Origin of the sequence: Steroidobacter agaridevorans, assembly GCF_009932555.1 — a bacterium.
GTDB classification, from domain to species: domain Bacteria; phylum Pseudomonadota; class Gammaproteobacteria; order Steroidobacterales; family Steroidobacteraceae; genus Steroidobacter; species Steroidobacter agaridevorans.
The window spans coordinates 349,328-370,949 of sequence record NZ_BLJO01000003.1; the positions used below are offsets into that span (position 1 = coordinate 349,328).

Annotated in this window: 18 protein-coding genes; 4 read left to right on the forward strand and 14 right to left on the reverse strand. The window is 62.7% G+C overall.

The features are described from left to right. Window positions 1–36 precede the first annotated feature (36 nt). Window positions 37–1,416, reverse strand: a complete 1,380-nt coding sequence (locus tag GYH35_RS12515) for a pectin acetylesterase-family hydrolase (protein ID WP_161828839.1) — start codon at window positions 1,414–1,416, stop codon at window positions 37–39. A 227-nt stretch (window positions 1,417–1,643) separates the two neighbouring features. Between GYH35_RS12515 and GYH35_RS12520 the strand changes: the two genes are divergently transcribed. Further along, window positions 1,644–2,030 (forward strand): GntR family transcriptional regulator, encoded by a 387-nt coding sequence (locus GYH35_RS12520; RefSeq protein WP_161812159.1) that lies wholly within the window; start codon window positions 1,644–1,646, stop codon window positions 2,028–2,030. A gap of 9 nt (window positions 2,031–2,039) precedes the next feature. Then, on the forward strand, window positions 2,040–2,930 hold the full coding sequence (locus GYH35_RS12525; RefSeq protein WP_161812160.1) for a hypothetical protein: 891 nt from the start codon (window positions 2,040–2,042) through the stop codon (window positions 2,928–2,930). 25 nt (window positions 2,931–2,955) lie between these two features. On the opposite strand, the gene GYH35_RS12530 is transcribed toward GYH35_RS12525, so the two are convergent. The 8 genes from GYH35_RS12530 to GYH35_RS12565 form a co-directional block, all read right to left on the reverse strand. Continuing rightward, on the reverse strand, window positions 2,956–4,038 hold the full coding sequence (locus GYH35_RS12530; protein ID WP_161828570.1) for a hypothetical protein: 1,083 nt from the start codon (window positions 4,036–4,038) through the stop codon (window positions 2,956–2,958). 51 nt (window positions 4,039–4,089) lie between these two features. After that, a complete protein-coding gene (locus GYH35_RS12535; RefSeq protein ID WP_161828571.1) occupies window positions 4,090–5,010 on the reverse strand; it encodes a retroviral-like aspartic protease family protein in 921 nt (306 codons plus the stop codon). A gap of 157 nt (window positions 5,011–5,167) precedes the next feature. After that, on the reverse strand, window positions 5,168–6,694 hold the full coding sequence (locus GYH35_RS12540) for a hypothetical protein (RefSeq protein ID WP_161812163.1): 1,527 nt from the start codon (window positions 6,692–6,694) through the stop codon (window positions 5,168–5,170). Window positions 6,695–6,822: 128 nt separating this feature from the next. Further along, on the reverse strand, window positions 6,823–8,085 hold the full coding sequence (locus GYH35_RS12545) for a S8 family peptidase (RefSeq protein ID WP_161812164.1): 1,263 nt from the start codon (window positions 8,083–8,085) through the stop codon (window positions 6,823–6,825). After that, window positions 8,082–8,717, reverse strand: coding sequence for a S8 family serine peptidase (locus GYH35_RS12550; RefSeq protein ID WP_161812165.1), 636 nt, complete (start codon window positions 8,715–8,717; stop codon window positions 8,082–8,084). The genes GYH35_RS12545 and GYH35_RS12550 overlap by 4 nt, the downstream gene beginning before the upstream one ends. A gap of 8 nt (window positions 8,718–8,725) precedes the next feature. Further along, complete coding sequence (locus GYH35_RS12555) at window positions 8,726–9,358, reverse strand: RNA polymerase sigma factor (RefSeq protein ID WP_161812166.1); 633 nt, start codon at window positions 9,356–9,358, stop codon at window positions 8,726–8,728. Window positions 9,359–9,392: 34 nt separating this feature from the next. After that, a complete protein-coding gene (locus tag GYH35_RS12560) occupies window positions 9,393–10,175 on the reverse strand; it encodes a TorF family putative porin (RefSeq protein WP_161812167.1) in 783 nt (260 codons plus the stop codon). A gap of 119 nt (window positions 10,176–10,294) precedes the next feature. Then, entirely contained in the window at window positions 10,295–11,746 is a 1,452-nt protein-coding gene (locus GYH35_RS12565) for a CHRD domain-containing protein (RefSeq protein WP_161828572.1), read from the reverse strand. 145 nt (window positions 11,747–11,891) lie between these two features. Here GYH35_RS12565 and GYH35_RS12570 point away from each other — a divergent pair, with 145 nt between their 5' ends. Further along, window positions 11,892–12,752: a hypothetical protein gene (locus GYH35_RS12570; RefSeq protein WP_161828573.1), complete on the forward strand. Its 861-nt coding sequence runs from the start codon at window positions 11,892–11,894 to the stop codon at window positions 12,750–12,752. Further along, a complete protein-coding gene (locus tag GYH35_RS12575; RefSeq protein WP_161828574.1) occupies window positions 12,749–13,852 on the forward strand; it encodes a porin family protein in 1,104 nt (367 codons plus the stop codon). Before GYH35_RS12570 ends, GYH35_RS12575 begins: the two co-directional genes overlap by 4 nt. 104 nt (window positions 13,853–13,956) lie before the next feature. Here GYH35_RS12575 and GYH35_RS12580 read toward each other — a convergent pair whose 3' ends face one another. The 5 genes from GYH35_RS12580 to GYH35_RS12600 form a co-directional block, all read right to left on the reverse strand. Then, window positions 13,957–14,487, reverse strand: a complete 531-nt coding sequence (locus tag GYH35_RS12580; protein WP_161812171.1) for a hypothetical protein — start codon at window positions 14,485–14,487, stop codon at window positions 13,957–13,959. 185 nt (window positions 14,488–14,672) lie between these two features. After that, window positions 14,673–15,893, reverse strand: a complete 1,221-nt coding sequence (locus tag GYH35_RS12585) for a poly(ethylene terephthalate) hydrolase family protein (RefSeq protein ID WP_161828575.1) — start codon at window positions 15,891–15,893, stop codon at window positions 14,673–14,675. Between the two features lie 20 nt (window positions 15,894–15,913). After that, window positions 15,914–18,937 (reverse strand): YncE family protein, encoded by a 3,024-nt coding sequence (locus GYH35_RS12590; RefSeq protein WP_202624276.1) that lies wholly within the window; start codon window positions 18,935–18,937, stop codon window positions 15,914–15,916. Between the two features lie 157 nt (window positions 18,938–19,094). After that, window positions 19,095–20,213: an AraC family transcriptional regulator ligand-binding domain-containing protein gene (locus GYH35_RS12595; protein WP_161812173.1), complete on the reverse strand. Its 1,119-nt coding sequence runs from the start codon at window positions 20,211–20,213 to the stop codon at window positions 19,095–19,097. Between the two features lie 155 nt (window positions 20,214–20,368). Continuing rightward, entirely contained in the window at window positions 20,369–21,610 is a 1,242-nt protein-coding gene (locus tag GYH35_RS12600; RefSeq protein ID WP_161812174.1) for a porin, read from the reverse strand. Between the last annotated feature and the right edge of the window lie 12 nt (window positions 21,611–21,622).

Sequence of the window (21,622 nt, forward strand, 5' to 3'; positions counted from 1 at the left end):
CAATGATTGTTGTCCGCCGAGCTCGCATCGACGCGCCTACAACAGCGATTCGATCAGCTGATAAAGCAGATTGGGCGCCTTGGCGCGGTCGGCTTGATCGCTGGCTTCGGACGCGTCCAGCACGGCGCCGCTGCCTTCGAGCACGCTGTCGATGAAGTTACGCAGCTCCAGCGAGCGTTCTTGAATGTCGCCATTCTCAAAATCGACGATGGTCGTGCAGTGGCTTTCGTTCAGCGCGCGGAATTGCGGGAAGTAGCCGCCGAAGTTGGACAGCGTCTGCAACGTCTGTCTCAGGCGCTCTGTATCCGTGCCCCACTTGGCGTGGATCAGCGCCTCTTTCGCAGCCTGACTCGGCGCGTTGACGATTTCTGGAAAGAAGCGCTCGTACGAGTACGACGAATAATTCAGGTCCTGCCAGAAATGCGTGTGGCCGAGGCGATCGTTCGGCACTTTCGCGGCCAGCGCCGCGTAGATGCTGCCGAAATTGTTGCTGTTGAAGCCGGGCAGCACCGTGGCGAGATACGGCATCGGCCCCTGATCCAATCCCCAAGCGGAGCGAATCTGAGTATGTAATGGCACCGACGGGTACTGTGTGGGATTGCCGCCGACGGGCGCGGAGAACGACGGCCCGGAGTCGTTGATCAGATATCCGTAGGTCGGCGCCAGGTCGCGCCGGACAGTAGCGTAGCTGTTGAGGCTGCCGATGCCGCCGGCACTGCAGCCCGTCGACAGCATCTGCGTCGGCCGAGGCAATCGATTCTTCAGCCACGCGAGGACGGCGCGGGTATTGCGGGCGCCATTGTGATGAAACACCAGCGGACTGTTCTGTCCGCTGGGGTCGCTGTACACCGCGACTCTGTCGCCGCTATAGACGTCTCCGGTGCAGTAGGGAACATAGACCATGTTCCAGTTCTGAGTTTTGACCGACGACCACGGATGCGCGCGCACGACGAAGGGACTGACCAGGCTGCTCGCCGGACTGAGCAAGCTCATGTAGTCGTCTGGAATGCCATTCGGATTGCGAGCGCCGCGGATGCCGGTCTGACCGGTGCAACTTGCGTAGTCCCAGCACGCACCGCCGCCTTCCATGTAAATGATGGTGTTCCGAGTGTTGGGCACCCGGTTCACGAAAAATTTGTATTGCGAACCGTTGCCGCACACCGCGCCTGTTGAGGGCGCGAGTTTGACTGTCTGCCATTGATAGTAGGCGCCGGGACTGAAGCCGTCATTGAACCCGGACGGATTCGGCAACATCGGATATGGCCCTTGCATCTGCGCCGGCGTGACCGGGTTGTCGGCAGGCGGCGGGGACACCAGATTCACGATTGTTTGCAAGGCGCTGTAATCGCCTGCTTCGGCACGCGCCTGCGACGTGGCGCAAACAGTGCAGGCGATCAGGGCTAGCGAGGAAAGCATCGTGCGCGCAGGGGAGAAAACGAGTCTGGCCATGACCTTCTCCTTCGGATCCGTCCGCGACTTTACGGCAACGGCGTTCGTGAGCACTGCCTTATAGCTCGAAGGCATGCTGCTCCACTATTTAGATCATTGTCAACAAATGCACCGGCGACGATTTCGTCGGGCTTGCCAATCACGTGGCCCACTTGTACCATGGGATCGAGTGGTACATAGGAGCGAGCGCGCCGATGGAAATCACCATCGACATCGACAACCCCGTGCCCCAGTTCGAGCAGCTGATCGAGCAGATCAAGGCTGCCGTCACGGCCGGTGTCTTGAAGCCGGGCGATGCGCTGCCTTCGATCCGTCAGCTCGCCAACGATCTCGAGCTCAACAGCAAGACCGTGGCGAAGGCTTACAAGCTGCTGGAGCGGGATTCGATCATCGAAGCCAAGGGTTACCGCGGCACCTATGTCCATCCCAAGGCCAAAGCAAACTGCAAATTCAATCTGCAGGAATGGACTCTGCGCAAGCTCGGCGAAACGATCGCCGAGTTGCGCGAGGCAGGCGTGACCGATTCGGAGATACGCAATGCCTTCGCCGGCGCCATCGGCCGGCAAGCGCCGGCAAAGTGAGGTGCCGTCATGATCGAAGCCTATGCCTTCTTTGCGATGTTCGTGATCCAGATAGTGGCGATGTCAGGTCTGTATCCGGCCTGGTTCACCAGATACGCGCGACGGCAGACGGCGAGCCTCCCCGCCGAAAGGCTGGCGCAGCTTTACCCGGGTGTCGACGTCGGCCGCGTTCAAGAGCGGTTTCTGACGCGCTATCGCGCGATGAATATCGGCGTCGCAGTGCTCGGCGTGTTGCTGCTGGGCTGGCTGTTCAATTACATGCAGCGCCCCGACTGGGAGGACGGTCCGGTGGAAGCGCTGGTCTGCGGGTATTTTCTGGTGCAGGTGTTGCCGATCGGTCTCATTGCCTGGCTCGCGGTCCGATTCAACAACGTATACAAGCCCGCGTTGCTGGAGGGCAAGCGCAAGGCCGTCCTGCAACGCCGGGGGCTGTTCGATTTCGTCTCGCCGTCGGTCGTCGGCCTGGCCATCTTGGGATATTTCCTGTTCGTCGCGTTCGTGATTTATATTTTGCGCGACCCGTTCCCGGGATTTGCCGGGCCCGTCAGCATCGGCGGCATGACGCTGGTGTACGTGCTGCAAGGTGCTGTGGTTTACGCGATGCTTTACGGCAAGAAACCCAATCCGTTCGAGACGCACGCGGGTCGGGTGCGGACGATCGGGCTGGTAGTGAAGTCCAGTGTCTACACCTGCATCGCCTGCGTCGCGTTCGTGTCGCTCAACTTCACGCTGGTGCTGCTGGAGTTGCAGAGGTGGGAGCCATTCGCGCTGAGTGTGTTTTTCGTGATCACCGCTCTGCTCAGTGTCATGGGCATGATGTCGCCGCCGCGCTCGTCGGACGACGATGGGCTCGACACCGAAGAGCGCACGACTCCCGAAGCGCGAGATTTACCAGCGTAGACGCGGAAGCCAGTGCGACATGGCGCTACTGCTTCTTCTCCGCCTTCGCTTGTTCCTCCGCGCGGGCGCCTGCCAGGATACCGGGGAGCGCGTAGTTGCCCTCGTGGCAGGCGTATTCGTGAATCAACTCGTCGATGCGGTTGAACGGCAGCTCACCGCTGAACGGCGCGGTAAAGGTCGAGGGATCTTCCACCGTGAATTTGTACAGCAAGACATTCGGCCCCGTTCGCGTGAAACGCTCGGTCACTTTCAGTTTCTCTGAGGCTCCGCGATAGGGCCACAACGGCGAAGTCTGCGCCAGTTGGGTCGGATGGATGTTCGTGGTCTCGACGACGAGCGTGTCGCCTTCCCAATGGCCGATCGAATCTCCGAACCAGGGCTGCACCTGCGAGGGCGCGTGCGCAGTGGCCCGCAAGCGAATCACACGCGCGTCATGATTCATTTCAGTCATGATCATGACGTGGTCCTGGGTCTGCACAATGGTGTAATTGTTGTTATAGAAATAGTTCGGCAGCATCGGCGGTCCGGCGTTGGACCCGAATGAAATGATGCAGCGGTCGGAGAGCGGCCGGACTTCGGGGTGATCGTACTCGCCGAACTTCCTCATCAGCGCCATGCGTTCCGACACGCGCTGTTTGCCTTCAGCGGTCAATGCGGGAATACGGCCGTCGGGTGGGTCGACGATGATGGAACTGCGCGCGACGCCGTCGATACGGATGACCTTGTTGCCCGGATCGAGCCAGAAGCCGTTGTAGCCGCCGACAGCGCCACCGGCTGCCTCGGCAATCTGCTCGACAAACGTTTTGTTACCCGGTGGAGAGAGTGCGCCGTCGCCGCCCTTCGAAGGTGGCGGGGCGTCCGGGTCACTGGGCCGGTCGCGGAACTCCTCCACCAGTTGGGCGCGGTTCTCGAGCGCAGCCGCTTGCTCGTCGGTCAGCGTGGGGCCTTGCTTGCCCATGCGCTCGAGAGGCGTCTGGGTTTCGTTGCTCCAGTTACCCTGCAGGTCGGGTTTTCCGTCGGCGGTGCGTGGTGCGACCCAATCGGACGCCTGCGCTCCGAGAGAGATCATCGCGATCGTCAAAAGACCTGTCGACAGAACTCTGACCATCGTGATGCTCTCCTTGCAGGCGTCGGTCCGCAGCCTTGCCGTAGTTGTGACTCAGCTGCGCGCTCTTAGATGCAGCTCGCGTCGTTTGTAATCGATGATCAGCACGTCGAGCAGGCCGATGATGTCCATGCCGATGAGCAGGGCGGGGGTGTCGGTCATGTTCCAGGCGTCGAAGATGTACATGTCGCCGAACGTCACGTGCATGCCGCGCAGAGTGAGATCGCCGAGCTCGACGGCGGGGGCGAGGACCGTCTCGCCTTTCTGGACATCGAGTGTCACGCCGATGATGGTGTTCTCCACGCCTTTGCGTTTTCTCTTCGCCAGCGCCTCGTGCAGGCTTCGGTTGCCGATCGTGGTTTGTGCGCCGGTGTCGAGCATCGCACGCGTGCGGACGCCGGCGAGCTTCACTTCGAACATCAGCAGGTGGCCGTAGCGCAGCTTCACCGGAATGCGGGTGTAGCCGTTGCCGCGCATCGGGCCGGTCGAGCGCAGGATGGAAATCTGATCGTTCTTGAAATCGATGTGGACGCGCTTGTCGCTGAGGCCGTCCGCGCCGAGCACGCCTTCGGCGCCGCCGAACACGTCGGGCACGATCGCGACCTGGCGATCGCCCAGAAACAGGTCGCCGACTTCGATGCTGTCGACCTTGATGGCGGGCACGATGGAGGAGCCGGTCGCGCCGAGCACCTTCAGCACATTCGTGCCGGCCGGGGTGCCAATCTTTTTGGCGAGCGCGGGAATGACGGCGGTGCGGTTGGCGCCCGTGTCGAGCACCAGTTTGTAGGGCCCTTTGCCATTGATATAGACCGGCGCCCACACGCGGCCGATGCGATCTCTGAGCGTGGGCGCGACGTAACGCGGCTCGGGTGCGGCGACGACGACTTCCTCGACACTATCTTCGGAGCTCGCTGCCTCGGTGCTCGCGGCCACCGGTGGCGGCGGAGCGGGCGGCACATCGACATCGTTCGCCAAGCACGCGAACGGTGCCAGCGATACAAGCGCGAACCAAAGCACACGCGGGGCCATATTTCTCTCGACACCCATCCGGCGCCAGCCTCCCCAATTCCCCCAGATCGTCATGATTCTCCGAGTCGTTGTTGCTCGCCCGGTCGAATCCTAGCCTTGCGCTTTAGAGCGTGTCGTCGGCCATTCGTTCCGACTTCTCGACCCATTCACCGCTCCAGCGCTCGGCTTCGTATCGGGTGGTCATCGGAAAGCCCGGTGGCCGTCGCTGCTCGAAGCGACTGTCGTACTCGATTTCGGTCGCGTAGCGCGGCTCGCTGGCTGACAAGCTGCCCGCCGACAGGCTCCCGAAAACCTTCAATGTTGCCGAGCGCGGATGATCGATGTCGCGCACGACAAAGCGGCGGCCAGCAAAAATGGCCGCATGAATCGTCAGGTCGCCCGGACCGGTCGAGCCGGGCGAAGCGACTTCGATGTAGCGATCGCTCACCAGCCCGAGATAGTCGCGCGAGCTCGGGTCGCGGCGCGGATCGTTGGCATAAGTCAGATCGTCCTCGATCACGATCTTGGTCGGCGAGTAGACCAGCATGTTGCCGGCGACGACGCCTTGCACGTACAGCGTCGAGCCCACGTTGCCGACGAAGTACACCGGATGCTCCGAGGGCTTGTTCATGTAACCCGAGCCCGGCGCATTACTCGTGCGCCACATATAGCTGCCATCGGCGAAGAAGCGGATGCGCGTGTCGTCCGTGAGCTGATGGATGCGGGCTTCGGGGTCGTACGGCGCCCAGGCGAAAGGCTGCAGCGATTGCGGCAGGTTGATGCGGTTCGTGCGTGTTTCGACGCCACCGGCGAATATGTCCGATTGACGCCCGCGGCCTCGGGCAGACATTTCGAAACTTTTCGCGGCGGTCGTGACCTTGCCCAGAAACTTCGGCCCGACGCGCGAGTCGTGCAGCACGTTGAACTGCGAATTGCTGTGAAACCGGCCGACGATGACGTCATCGTGCAGCTGGACCATTGGATCCCAGCGATCCACCACCTGGGTGAACTGCGAGAACGCGAGCCGTTTGAGCATGATCCGCGTCGACATGAGTTTGCCGTGATCCGATGCGCTCACCTCCGCGACGACCCGGTCGAGCGCGGACCCGTCTCGGGCGCGCTCCCAGATCATCTTGGCGGTGTACTGCTTGCCGTCCTGCTCCCATTGCAACGGTGTTTCGGGCTTGTTTTGCAGCTCTTCGGCGAGCTCGGCGAGGCGTTGCGGGAGCGAGGTCTGTTCCTGGATCGAGGCCAGGAACGTCACTTCGGGTTGCGCGACTGGCGGCGTTACCGGCGGCAGCGGCGGCGCTTCGATTTGCGGCGGCGTGATCTGCTGGTCTTCCGGCTCGCTGCGCACCGCCTCGGAGGCGGGCAGCGGCGGGTCGGGCATGTCCATGGAAATCTCGGCAGGCAGAACGGATGCCTGCATCGGCTCGATGGGGCGCAGCTCGACGCCCTCGGCGCGGTCGACCTCGGGCGCTTCGATCAGCACCAGTTGCGCAAACGCCTGGTCGTTGGAGCCGATGCCTTCCTGGGTGCCGCCCAGGACGAAGGCGACGATGAAAATCGTGAGGTGAAGCGCTCCCGACGCAACGGCCGCCACCGTGCGTTGCGCGTTCTTTGTCTCTAGTAGGCCAGCAAGCGCGACCATGTGCCCCCCTGCATGAAGGCAGGGATAGAGTATGCCTGCGGCGGAAAAAAAACAGCCCGGCAGCCGAAGAACCCACCCCCTGGCCCCCTGCCGTGTACGGGAGGGGCAAAATCCGTTGTTTGTTCGAACTAATCTGAACGGGAGGCGCGGGATACCGTGGGCAGGCAGCGCTCGTGGGCCTGGCGGCCGGCGAGGGCGACACAGAGGTTGATGCTGTCGCCGGTCGGGGCGGTCTGTGCCAGGATTTCGCGGACCTCGTTGGCCTTCAACCGATGTGACAGTAATAAGGCGATGCCGCCCGAGACATTGGCTGCCGCCATCGAGCTGCCCGAGACAAAGTCATAACCATTGGGCGGCGCCAGGGTGAGCACATCCGTGCCCGGGGCGAGCAGGACGTCGCGGGCAGTATGCGCATGGCCCACCGCATCGACGACCACCACGCCAGGAATTTCCGACGGGAAGCCGCTCGCCGCGCCGGTGCCGGGCAGGGCGGCGACAAAAATCATATTGCGCGCGAGGCCGTGTTCGACCAGCCGGCGCAACAGGGGATCGCTGGGTCCGCCGAGACTCAGGTTCACGATGTTTGCTTTCAGCTCGATGGCGTTCGCCAAAGCGATGGCCAGCGTGAAGCTGTCGCAGACCGCTTGCGAGGGATTGGCCGCTGCCGACCAGCACGCAGCCAATACATGGACGTCCGCTTCCGGCGCGACCCCGACGATGCCAAGACGATTGCCACCGGTCGCGGCGATGATGCCGGTCACTGCCGTCCCGTGGGCGGCGGGACGCAGCCGTTGTCCTGTGAAATTGCTGACAGAGACATGACTGCCCGCAAAGTCGGCGTGGGAGGCATCCACGCCTGTGTCGATCACCGCGATGTTCACGCCTTTGCCTCGCGACCAGGCATGTGCCTGCGGCACGCCCATCGCCGCGAGACTGCCTTGGAGCCCGGCGTAGGGATCGTTGTATGGCCCGTTTTCGGCCTGGCCCATCGTGGTGAACGAGTTCAACGGCTGCGCCGATTCGACCCGCGCATCGCTGCGCAGCCGCCGGAGCAGATCGGACTGCGATTCGCCGGCATTCATTTCATAGACGATGCAATGAACGCTCAGTTGCGCGATGGGCCACTCGCGCACCGGCTTCATACGATAATGAGTGGCGAGCTCGCGAGCGGTCGCCCGCGTGGTCGGCGCGATTGCATAGGGCATGGTCGAGCCGTAATCCCGCGGTGACGAGCCGGCGCGAGCGGATGGCATCGTGTCGGTGTTGTGTAACGTGATGACCACGAACCGTTCGGGATGAGTGCGAATCAACTCCTCATCCGTCGTCTCGCGCGCGACCTGCATGCAGCCGGCGAAGACCAGCATCGCGAGCAGTGCGGCCAGGCGTTTCATTGGCGGGATCCAGCGGCGAGCTGACTCGGTTCGGCAAACAGAACTTCCGGGTGGGCGCGCAATGTCAGGATGATTCGTTGCACGTCCTTGCCGGCCGGCGCCGACAGCGTATAGACGCCAGCTTCGCTGGGCCCGGCAACGATGTTTCCTTCGACCCGTCGCAACAGCTCGTTGACCTGGCTCAACGAAGCCTCCGGAGCGAACACCACGCGCACCGCTGCTCGGGGATCGGAAATTTCCGGCGTCGGCGTGGAGAGCGTTTTGTATTCCGGCTGTCGCACTGTAGTAAACAACGCACTGGCGAGCGCGGCGATGGCAACCCACTGCAGCCACAGCGCCGCGATCAGCCAAGGCCGCCTGAGCCGGCGAGACTCGACCGGCTCGGCCGTGGGCTGCTCATCGATCTGCGCCAGCAGTTTCTGCAACGATGCGTTCGGCGCCGGGATCACATCGTCGCTGCCGCGCATGTGACTGAGAAGAGTGCGATGCCGCTGTAGTTCGTCCCGGCATTCGGTGCACGTTTCCGCATGGGTCAGCACCGCGCGCTGTTCGGCGTCCGTGGCCCGGCCGTTCACGATCCAGGGAATCAACTCCCAGCAGTGCTCATGGTCGGCGTGCATTCGGGGGTGCATGCGAATTCTCACGGGCTCTGGTTATTGTTCGGAGGAGTGTTCGGTGGATTACCGGCCAGGCGCGGCAGCAGCGTGCTCAGCTTGCGGCGAGCGTGATACAGCCGTGTCTTGACGGTGTTGACCGGACAGCTGGTGATTACGGAAATTTCTTCGCAGGAGTGGCCGAGCACATAAGCCAGCTCCAGGCACATGCGCTGCTCGATGGGCAGTTCCTCCAACGCCTCTTCGATCCACTCCTGGGTCTCGCAGGCCTGCAAGCCATCGACGCCGACCAGCGAATCGGTCGCTTCCAGTTCGAGCAACTCGAACGAACGTCGTCGCCGGATGCTTTTCAGTGCGCGCCGGTACGCGATGCCGACGATCCAGGTGGAAACACGGGAGTCGCCGCGAAATCGATCGGCGCTGTTCCATACCACCAGCAAGGTGTCGTTGATCACTTCCTCGGCGACGTCCTGCCGTTGTGTCAGGCGCATCAGGAAGCGCGACAGGCGCCGGTGATACAGCAGGTAGAGCTCCCGTAGCGCGGCGCGGTCGCGCAGACTCACGCGACGAATCAGCGCGAGCTCCGCTTCGTTATTGCTGAGCGTGGACGGTTTCGCCACCGCCAGTCTCGGGCCCGATTCGTTATGAGTGCGCGTCATCACGCAGGTAAGTTCCCGAGGCAGGCCGGACGGTTCAATGCAGCGGGCCGAATCTCCAGATCACGGTGCCCAACCAGGTAATCGCCGCCCGCTCGTGGCCGAACAGCTCACGCGCCGTGCGGTCCACATACGTATAGGTGAGGTGGATGGTGAACCGGTCCGTCGCATGCATCAGCCCTGCGTGGCCATACCAGTATTGCTCATCGAACAGGTCGCTCAGATCGCGGTAACCGACGCCGACATTGCCGGACCAACCGGCGAACAGCGGCTGATTGGCGCTCAACTCATAGGACAGCGCCGAGCGGTCATCCGCGTAACCCTCGTAACTGACATCGCCGTAGTTCGGCGACCAGGCGACCGTTGCAAACAGCATGGATCGAAACCCCACCGACGCGGCGACTTCATCGTAGTCGTAGCTCACATACGGCGAGTCGTCCGGATAGAAATAGTGCGTGGCCGTCACCGATGTGACCCAGTCCGGACTGAGCCGCCACGCGCGCGCCGCATAGAGGTCGATCTCGGTGCTCGCGCCTTGCCCATGATACCGATCGATCGCGGAGGCCCAGGCGCCGACTGTCCAGCGCTCGTCGATCTGCGCACGCAATCCGCCTTGCAGTGCCGGCTCCCCCTGCGTTTGTGACAACCCTTGTTGAATGTAGTCGCTGGTCACGGCCAGCGAGCCTGCCCATTTGATCTCGGCGTGCGCTGCGTGGAGCGGAGCGATGCAGCCAAACGCACACGCGACCCCTGAAACAATCCCTGAAACAATGGCGGGCCGAGCAATCGGCGAGGCATCGTTGGCGATGAACGTGCTCATGTCGGGCCGTTGGCGCGCTGCGAATCCGAGAGCATTCCCGGTAGCGGCAGCATACGCGCATCGACGGCCCGATGAGTACTGTCAAATGTCCTCGCCCGATGGCGATCGATCGTTGCTCATCAATTGTTTTGGGCGCCTTCGCTGATCCACGTTCTGACGTTGGCGATCAACGCCGGATCGAGCGGTGCACCGCCCAGCGGCATGCGGCCGCCCGTGATGCCGGCGGCGCCTTCGATCTTGTGGACCAGATAACTCGCGTCGGGATTGCCGGCGCTCACTCGCAGCACCGACGGTTGTTCTGTACTTGCGACACCTACAAGCGCCGCGAACGATGCGGCGGCATCGGACAGGTTCATCGAGGAGGGCAGCGAGCTGCCGCCGCCGGTGTGACATCCAGAACAGATCGGCGTGAAGATCGTGCTTTGGAGCTGCGTCAGTGTCACGGTCGCGGCCGGTGGTGGCGGGGGCGCCGCTGCGTTCACTGACAACTGACCGCGCAAAGCCCCTGCGAGCGCCGCGGGTGTATGCACATCGACGTACAGCAGGTCTGCCGCCAGCGCATCTCGATCGGCCTGGGTAACGCTTTGCCCCTCCAGTAACCAATGCGTGGGCGCCGCGGGGTCCTTCATCAACGAGAACAGCGGCGCCGTAGCATTCTCGCCGGCGGGCGCGTTGTGCACGTGAGCTTCCGTTGCATCGTCCACCCCCGTCGTTTGCATATGCACGGTCGCGGTGTTCGCGGCTTCGTCGACGGTCATCGCGGCGAAACCAGTCGCTGTAGTCGTCACTGCTGGCACCACGCTGCTGCCATCCATTCCTGCGACGGCAACGACGATTCCTTGCGGGCGAACCTGTCCGCGAATCTCACCGCCGGGGAAGGCGGCGGTGTGCACGTTTACATACAACTGACCGGCGAGCAGCGCGTTCACCTGGTCTGTGGTCAACGTACCGCCCGCCACTACATCCCAGCGATTCGGATCGGTGCCGCTCTGCACGAAGTCGACGATCACCGGGCCATTGGTGCCGGCGATTCCCTGATGAATATGTGCGAGCGTCGCTGTGATGCCCGTGAGCGTGACGCCACCGGTCACCGCGCCTGTCACCAGATTGAATGTGAGTTGTCCTGCGCCTGTCGCGCCGGAGTTGGTTCTCGGAAAGACTTCGGCCGCGCTCACGGCGACGTCGATCGTGGGGGAGTTCAACACCGTGACGGTGACTGGCGTCGATGTCGCAGAAACATTTGCGCTGTCGATCGTGCGTGCTGTCAGTTGATGCGAGCCATCGGCGATGGTCGAAGTATCCCAGCTGGCCTCATAGGGCGCGGTGGTGTCGGTCGCGATGACGGTGCCGTCGACGAGGAACTCGACGCGATTGACGCCCGCTCCCGCAGTAGCCGTGGCGGTCAGCTGCACCGTTCTGTTGACCGATGCGCCGCTCGGGGCAGTGATCGAGGCTGTAGGTGCAGCGGCCTGTTGGGCCTGACTCGAGCCGCCTCCATAGCCGCCGCCGCCACCGCAGCCGCTCACTGCAATCATCGTCATTGCGAGCGAAGCTCGGATTGCTCTGTGCATGCGCATGTTTATCTTCCCCACGAGCGTCTCTGCCAGGGTTACATGCATGAGTACTGCGCGTTGTTGGGAAAGTTCAACGCGCATCGATGAACCTGCCCGGCGTTCGCAGGCACTCATGCCACGAACAACAAGTCTGGGTGAGAGCATGAGGAAGGCGAAGCTCCTGGCGCTGTGCACGTCGTGTGCGCTCGCTGCCTGCGCTGGCGACGGTAGTGGCCTCGATGAGAACGGTCGGCCGGAAGGCGAGAGCAGCGGCACCCTGCAGCCGAACTTCCAATCCATCCAGGACAATGTGTTCACGCCCGTTTGCACGGGATGTCATGCCGGCGCCGCTGCGCCATTGGGCTTGCGGCTCGATGAGGGCGCGTCATACGCGTTGCTCGTGAATGCGCCGAGCGTCGAGGTGCCATCGCTGCAACGCGTGCAACCGAGCAATCCCGATGCCAGTTATCTCATCCAGAAGCTGGAGGGCACGGCGGCCGTCGGTGCGCGCATGCCGCTCAATCAACCGGCGCTGCCTGCAGAGACGATCGCAGTCATTCGCCAATGGATCACGGACGGTGCGTCGAACAACACTGGCACTGGAGCGGGCGGCAGTGGGAAGTCGCGCTTCGAGCTCGTGGAGTTGACGGCGGTATCGCCGGCGCGCGATGAGATCGTGCCGGGGCCGGTGCGGGACGTGGTCGTCGCATCTAACGTCGAGCTCGATGCAACGCTGCTGCAATCGAGCGTGATCGAGCTGCGCGCCAGCGGCGGTGACGGAACCTTCGACTCGGGCAACGAACGTGCAGTGCCCGTCGATGCGACGGTTCGGTCCGATCGGCCCTCCGTTCTCGCAATCACTCCGCGTCTCGCGCCACTCAGTGCGGACTCATATGAACTGCGTATCAGCGGCACCGATCCGGTCGCAATGGCCGATCTGCAAGCGCGCCCCATCGACGGCGATGGTGACGGCGCGCCGGGCGGGGACTTCGTGTTGCGCTTCACCGTGGAGATGACTCAATGAGGTCGGCCACCGTACTACGGAACATTTGCGCGCTGGTGGCGCTCGTCCTCGTCTCCAGTCTTCATATCGCTCAGGCCGAGCCGTATTTCGCCGTTCGCGAGGGACTGAAATGCGCCAGCTGTCATTTCAATCCGGCCGGCGGCGGTATGCGCAACGCCTTTGGCAACGGTTGGGCACAGAGCGCATTGCCGGCGCGCCGCATTGAAGGCACGGGAACCGATGCGTGGACAGGTGTGCTGAATTCTTTCGTCGCGCTCGGCGGAAATCTGCGCGCGAACGCGACGTACACCGATGTGCCCGATGCCGCTGCCACGTCCGAATTCGAGCTCGAAGAAATGCGAGCGTATCTCGCGATCAGCGCAGTTCCGGACCGACTGGCCGTTTATATCGACCAGCGCATCGCGCCGGGCGGTAGCCAGAATCTGGAGGCGTTCGCGCGTTACACGACGAAAGATCAACGATGGAATGTTCAGGCGGGGCAGTTCTATCTGCCATATGGCTGGCGGCTCGAGGATGACGATGCGTACATCCGCCAGGTGACCGGCATCAACTTCGCGACGCCGGATCGCGGCGTGCAGGTCGGCTATGAGTCAGCCCAATGGTCTGCGCAGCTCGCTGTTTCCAACGGCACGGCGAGCGGGCCTGAGCCCGACCAAGGCAAGCAGGTGAGCTTGCGGGCTGAGCATATCCAGAACGTCTGGCGCTTTGGCGCGGGCTTCAATAACAATCACACGGACGCGGGCGATCGGCAAATGCAAGGCGTGTTCGCCGGCGTCCGCACCGGGCCGATTGCGTGGCTGGCCGAAGCGGACTATCTGACGGACGAAACCCTGGGACCGGTCGAGCGCAAGCAATGGGTAGGATTGATCGAGGCGAACTGGCTGGTCGGCAAAGGTCAGAATCTGAAACTGACCGCGGAGGTGTTCGAGCCCGACACCGACGTCGACGAAGACGAGCAGAATCGCTACAGCCTGGTTTGGGAGTATGTGCCGTTCCAGTTCATGCAACTGAGAGTCGGGGCGCGCATCTATGACGGTATTCCCCAGAACGATCTGCAGAATCGGAAAATCTACTTTGCGCAGGTGAATGGGTTCTTTTAAGGGCGATCAGGGCGACTCTGTTGCCGGGCTTCGATCTGGTCTTGCAGCTTCTGAGCTCGCTCGTGGGTGGAGGCAAGTTCCTTGCGCCTGCTCTGGCACCCGGTTCATGGATTATCCACTCGGCTGGCCTGTGTCTCGGGCGGTGCTGCAGAGTGGTTTGCGAGGCTGGCGCGCTCGAATTCCGCCAGCGCAGACCATTGCTCGGTTGTTAGCAAAGGTCGGACTTCGTCGAGAAAGGCGCGTTCGTGGTGTTCGATACCCGCTGCGGCCACGTCGCGTGCGTACGCGCGTTCCATCGCTGGAATGTTTGCTTCATCCAGTTCGGAATCGAGCACCAGCAGCTGCGCGGCGGTTGAGTGATTCAATTTCGCGAGCAGGAGACCGCGCCGCTGTTCGGGATGCAGCGGCGACGTTGTTTCAACCTGGTTCGCGAAGGCTTGCAGGTGAGCTTGAATGGCATCGGACCCGCGAAGCTGCTCGTACAGCGAATATTCCTCCGCACTCAGCAGCAGGGAGATTTCGCGCTCGCGTGCGGCGAGAAGGGCGAGGTCCGTTACTTGCTCCGAGTCCGCAAGCAATGTCTGCAAGCGCGAGACGGTGACGGGTGGTAGTTGATCTAGCAGCACGGCGTACATCGGAGAGTTTGCAACAGCCGGCCGGTGCTCATCAGCGCTGGGTGCAGGCGGCGCCGCATCGACTGGCGAATCAATCCGTTCTACATGCGGCGGCGGTAGCGGAGTGGATTGAGGGTTCGATGTTTCCTCCGAGCCCATCCACCACGCCACCGCCACCGCACCCACACATGCGACCAGGAGGCGCATCACCAGTTCTTGCTTCTCGTCGACCAGATGCCGCCGCAGAAGTAACAGCCGGCGCCGATGAACATGCCGCGACGATCGGTCTCGCCGCCGATCTGCCAGCGCAGCCACGCGGTGATGGCGGGCAAGCCCGAGCGGGCCGCGTTGATGTGATCGACGTTGTCCATGATGGTGAACACGATCGGCACCGTCGTGGCGCTGTAATCGCGCTCGCAGTTGGGTGTTGCCGTCGTGTCATTCTCGCCGCAGATGTAGATCGCGGGATTGCGCAAGTTGCGCGAGCCGTTGCCATCGAACGAGCCGCCGGCGACATGAATCGTGGTTTTCAGTCGCGAATCGCTGGCGATGGCGAAGGTGCCGATCGAGCCGCGTGAGTGGCCGCCGGCCGCCATGCGATCCAGAGCGAGACGTTGATAGTAGGGACTGCCGGCGCGCCCGTTCTCGCTCACCAGCCAATCCAACGCGGCTCGAATCTCGCTGCCGCTGCTCGTCGAGACTTCCGAGTAGACGACGAATCCATGCGAAGCGAGGCGTCGCAGATGGAATTCATAGCTGCTCGGCGTCGCGCCCGCGCCAGGCCCCCAGACGAACACCGGATGCCGCAAGCCGTTTTGACCGAGCGTCGTCGGACGCACGACCCAGCCGCTGCGACCGGAGCCTGCATTCATGTCGATGGTCGTCGAGAAGGGGCCGTCGGTCTCGATGCTGGACACCGGCGGCAGCACGCCACCGCCCGGATCGGGATCCGAGCCGCCCGTACCATCGAGCACGATGTTTGCGACGGTGTACGTCTCCAGCAGGCTGCTGGCGTTCACTGCGAAGCGCAGGAACACGCGGCTCTGATTGTTTGCTCCGGCGCCGAGGCTCAGCGTCACGCGGCCGCTGGCAGTTCGAACGGATTCGAGCTGAGTGAAGGTGCTGCCGTCCGTCGAGAACGAGGCGACCGCAGCTTCGCCCAGGTCGAGCCCGGACGTGGTGCGATCGAAGCTCAGCTGGACGTTCGTGAAGCCCGCGGTGCTGATGGCGGCAGAGGTAATCTGCGCGCCACCAGAGAGACCGCCGCGCATGCGTGCGCCATAGCTTCCCGTCGCCACACTGCCGCTGGAGGTGAATGTGCCCAAGCCTCCGGCAAAGTTCTCCTGAAAGATGGTGGCCGCCGACGCGCCGGCACTCACCAGCGCGCCGATCGCGATTGTCGCGAATGTAAGCAGTCTCATGGTCATGGCCCTCCGTTGCCTATGCCTCAGGTCTCATCACGATCGAGCACGTTGTCCGAATCGCGGTCGACACCGATGCGCGAACCATTTCCCGGCGGCGCGCACGTGAATGTGACCGTCGTTCCGGCCGAGCTGACTTGATTCAACAGCCCCTGCAGTGTCAGAGTCGCCTCGGACGCAGCGTTCGGCACGAAGCTCTGGCTGCCGTTCATGACCCAGCCTTTGGCGACGTTTTGTATCACTGCCTTCGCGACCAGCTCGCACTCGGGCCGAGGCGTCGTGACCAACGCACGCTGCACGAGCAGATTCACGCGTGCGACGACATCGCTTTGCGCCACGTTGGCTGGAGTCGCTGTGACCTGCTGGCCGACGATGGGATTCATCTCGGACGGCATCGCGAGCACGAACTGCTCGACCTGGGATCGCTGGGTTGCGTTCAAGGTGAACACCGGCGCGCTCAGGAACAGGCTGACCGTGCCGGACGCACCCGAGTTGTCGAAGCCAAAGCCGCGAATCTGATCGCCGAGGAAAGGCGAGGTGGTCTGGGTGTTCTCGGCGAACATGCCGACCTTCTGATACATGTTGCGCAGATGCGGGATCTTGAAGTCTTCATCGACGCCCGCACCTTCGATCGCCATCGTGCCGTCGGTGCCGAAGCGGTTCTGCGCCGGGTTGACGACGTGACAGCCATTGCAGGTGGTCAGCGTGTCGGAAGTGACGGTGTTGTAGATCTGCTGGCCCTGCGCCTGGATTGTCGTCAGCGAGTTGTCCAGATTCGCGATGGGGTTCGGCGGATACGTGAGTCGCAGGGCGAACTTCGCGAACGCATCCATCTCCGTTTCGGTGAGCTGTGTCGCGCGGCCGAGCAAACCGGTGAACGCGACGTTGAAGTCCTCGAACGCCTGCTCCTCGAGCGTTTCGTTGGCGTCACGGCTCACGCCTGTGCGATCGCCGCGCCAGTGCATCGGGCCGTTGCCCTTCAGGCCGCGCAGACTTTGCGTGGTCATCGGCCCTTTCATCGGATGCAGATTGCGGTTGCGGCCGAAGATGGGAATGTTGGTGTTGTAGGCGGTCGGGTTCTGGACCAGCACATCGTCGGGATTGCCCAGATCCCACGCGAGCTGATCCATGTCGCCGAAGATGTGACAGCCGGCGCAGGATGAGTCGCCGCGGCTGGACGTGGCGTTCGCGTCGTAAAGGAAGGGTCGGCCGGTGGTGACCACCGCGGGCTCTGGATTGAACATCCGGATGTGCGCGGCCTCGGTGAGCTGCGTTGTATTGACGACGGAGATGCCGTTGTCGAAGCGAGTCAGCACGTACGCGCGGGCACGTGCTTCATCCAGCACCACGCCGGTTGGGCCGCCGCCCGATAGTGTCAATTGATTCGCCGCCGCCGGAGTGAAGGTGTTCGCCTCCAGCTGCGACGTGCTGAAGCGCGCGAGTTTGCCGGAACCCATCGCGACGATGAACAAGTTGCTGCCATCGGCGCTCACCGCCATCTCGAGCGGCGTGGCCAGGCTCAGCGCGCGCTCCGCAGCCGTGCCGACGCTGCTGTTGTAGCTGGTGATGTGTTTGTTGAGATGGCGGGGCGACACGGACGTGCCGCTGATGACAGTGATGCGGCTCTCCGCAAAGTGGCCGCGAACTGTCGTTGCGCGACTGCCAGGTCCCTCGAAGCGAGTGCGGTTGAGCGCTTCAGTATTGCTCACATACACGACGCCGGTGCGCGGATTCACGGCCAGGTTGAACAACGTCGTGCCGACACCGCTGATCCGGCTCGTGACCTGCGGCAATGTGCCGGTGGTGTCGATCGCGAACACATCGTAGTCAGGCAAAGTGAGCTTGACGCGATTGTTCCAGATCTGTGGCGCAACGCCGGTTCTTGGATCGCCGCCGTCCAGCCAGTTCGTGCCATTGAATTGCACGATCAGTCCGGTGCCCGGCTGTGTCGTGCCGTCGGCTGCGTTGAACGGCGTTGGCTTGGAAATGCCGCCTTCGCCGATGTCATCTGTGAGCACGGTGCTGCGGTTGCCGGAGTTCAATACGGCGGCGTACACGCGACTGCCATCGGCAGTTCGTGCAAGCCCGCGCAGCGTGTCGCCGAACATGTTGAGGACTGTGGCTGGCGCGCCGCCGAGCTTCGTGCCGAGGTTGTTTCGCGCGAAAACCCAGACATCCGCGCGACCGATGCCCGCTGTCGTCAGTTGCGGATTGAACGGAGCATTCTGGCCTCGATGCGCGGCGGTGATGAATGCCCAGGCATTCGAAGGTCCAGCGAACACGATGTCGCGCGGCTCATCGCCGACCAGCAGTGTGTTGACGATTCGTGCCGGCTGCGATGACACGTCGACGATGCTGACGCTATCGGACAAGTGATTGACGACCCACAGCTCGTTATCGTTGGCGAGCGCGACTGCGACTGGCTCCAATCCCACCGAAATGGATTGCAGCAGGGTAGGCGTAGCGCCGGTCGTATCGAACACTTCGACCCGATTGTCCGGCGTGTTGACCGCATACAGACGGGAACCGTTGCTCGACAACGCCAGCGGCCGTACCTGGCCCGTCTCGAATGTCACAAATTCTCCCAGCGCCGGCCGCGGGCCGCCTGGGTTGCCGCCGCCACGCGTGCCTGACAGCGAAACGTTATCGACGTCGTAGGTTTCGAGCGTGCTGCTCGCATTGATGCTGAAGCGAATGACGATGCGGCTGGCGTTTGCAGCGGACGCGCCCAGTGGAAACGTGACGCGGCCGGCGGCCGTGCGGCTCGACTCCAGCGTGACGTACGCGCCGCCGTTGATGGAAACAGCGGCGATGCCGGCTTCGCCGAGATCCAGGCCCGATGAGGAACGATCGAAGCTCAACGAAATGTCCGTGAATCCCTGCGCGTTGATGGCGGTCGACGTGATCGTTCCATCGTCGCTGCCCAGGCTGCCACGCAGGCGTGCGGCGCCGGTAGTTGTCGATACGGTGCCTGTCGATGTGAATTGGCCCAACCCGGTGGAGAAGGCTTCCTGAAAAATCACATCGGCGCGAGTGATGCCTGCAAACATGCAGCAGGCCGCCAATAAAATACTGAGGCAAGAGAGCTTGCGCCGGCGCGGAACGCGCGGCGTGAACGAGTGAAACATTGGATCGTCCCCCTGTAACGTGCGTCCCGCGTGGAGACGCAATCGTGATGCTGTGCCGGGCCGATCCTAAAGACTGGCGCTACGAACGCGCTATGACACGACTTACCGCTTTGCTGGAGAATTGGCGTGTGTTGATGCGACGTGCGGCGCTCGGTGGTGGCGCTTCCCGCATCGTGCCCGCAGCGCTGCCGCTCCAATTCCGTATGGCGCGACGCAGACTGGATGCGCACGAGAAACCCATCAGTTCCGCGATCTGATCGACGCTCAAGCGCGAGCAGCGCAGGTGATGTGCCGTGAGCTCCATGCGAACCTCGTGAGTGATCTCACGGAAGGTGATGCCTTCGCTGGCAAGACGCCGTGTCAGAGCGCGAGGCGTGACGCTCAGCATGGAGGCGATCTCGTTGAGTGGCGGGCGCTTGTTGAAGCCGGCGAACACGTGCCAGCGCACCTTCGCGCGATAGCTCGGCTCGACCTGCGATTCGACCAGCTCCTGCTCGCAGCGCTGGATGATTCGATCGAACGCGCGCCGTCGGAATGGACGAAACGGCTCCAATACGAAATGCCGATGCGCAGCGATGTAGGAGCGCGGGCAATCGAACCGGACCGACGTGCAGGGGAGCGAGCGATACAGATGGGCGTAACTGGGCTCGGAATGATTCAGACACACACGGATCGAGGTGTCGGGTGCTGCTTTGTTGCCACACGAGTCCCAGATGCGGAGCTGCATGGCGAGACGGAACTCACTTTCGAATTGCCGCAAGGGCTCGGGCGCGCCACCCGCAGGAAAGCAGTCCAGTGGATCGACGATCATGCCGTCGAGATCCAAGTACGTCGTCGCCCGGCGACCGCGGAAGGCGTACCACGGTTGCGCGATCATCAGGTAACGCTGGAAGGCTTCGCCGGCGGCACGCAGGCTGGGACTACATTGCACGACCCCGCCGACGCTGCCGTAATAACTCCAATCGAACATCTGACCGACGAGCAGGCCGAGCCCCGGGCGATGACATTGCGACAGGCCGTTGGCGATCAGCCGTGCTTGCTGTGCATATGAAATACGTGCACGCGGATCGTCGAGCATCGACTGCGAGATGCCAGTACCGCGGAGCAGAGTGGCAAGGCTGGCGTCGAGCTGCGTGAAGGCTTCGATGAATCCCAAGGGATGAAGCTGCAGCGGAATGACGGCTGCGTCGGCGTCCATGTCCTTCCCCCCGTGCGTCGCTTACGTCCGCTCGTCCGTGGCGGACGTTCGGCCGTATAGCACGGGCCGGAGAATATTGTCACGCGGGGGCGGCGATGTTCAGTTCTGACAGTTCTGCACAGCGCCACCCGCGTGGGCTCGCCCTCGAGCGATATTCAGAATGACAGGTAGGCGCCGATGTTGAAGTTGTTGCTGTCGTTCTCGATGCCGTTGTGAGCTTCGGCGTGGATATCCGAGAATTCGGCGATCAGTGTCAGATTCTCGGTCAGCGAGTGATAGACGCCGACAGTATATTTCTCGTTGGTTTCCACCAGATCCGAGGGCGCTTCGCCGGAGGCGAGATCGAGATTGCTCTGACCGAAGTTGATGCCGACCTTGGTGTCGCCGAACTTGTAGGTGGCCTGAGCCAGGAAACCGTCGGAGTCGCGCTCCTGGCCGGTGACGGTGGCGCCGAATAGATACAAGGCCGTCGTGCCCATGCCTTTGCCGTTGTAGTACCAGCCGAGCACTTCGAAGTCGCCCAACGTCACTTTGCCGCCGACGTCGAAGCCGCGGCTATCGAAGTCGCCGATGTTGAGCGGGCCTTCGTGCTTTTGTGAGATGAAGCTCGCGGAGGCGTAGAACACGTCGGATTTGAACGCAATCTTGGCATGGTAGCCCGGACTGCCTTCGGGCGTCGCCGTTCCTTGAGTGATGGGCTCGAGCGGGTCGAAGATGCCGAGGGTGATCTTCAAGCCGCCGAAACTCGGCGTGGTGTAATTGATCTGGCCGAGCCAGTCGGCGTAGATGTAACCGAGGCCGATCGATCCCAGCGACGTGTTCGCTGGCGCCGCGTAGTTGCCGTTACCCCCGCCGACGCCGGGCAGCGTCATATCGTTCAAAATCACATCGGCGCCGAACAGGCCGATGTCTCGGCCGAGCTTGAACTCGCCCATCTTGTCATTGCCGAACGTCATGAACACCTGGCGCATGTCGATGGCCGTGGTGCCGAGCGCCGTGTTCAGCAGATCCGCGCCTTGCTGCAGATTCGGGCTGCCGTCGTTGGTGCTGATGCCCGGGTAAAAGCCGAAAGTCACCGACAGATCGATGCCTTTCTGAGTGGTCTTGGCCCCGATCGCGAGTGCTGCCGGAAGCAGGCCGTTGCTGACCGACGAACTGCTGTCTTCGCCAGCTGCGCCACGGCACGCGAGCCCGCCGGTGATGCCGAGCGTCGTTTGTTCCTCGCAACTGGAATGGATGTAGTAAACATTCACATTGCCGCTGGCGGTGAGGGTCCAGTCGCCGGCGGCGACTTCGACCGCGGCTGCAGTGCGAGGCATGAAACTTGTGGCGACCACGGCCGTAGCCGTGTAGCACAAGATATAGGCGAGACCATTTCGGCGTTCTTTGATGCGCATGGCTTTCCCCCA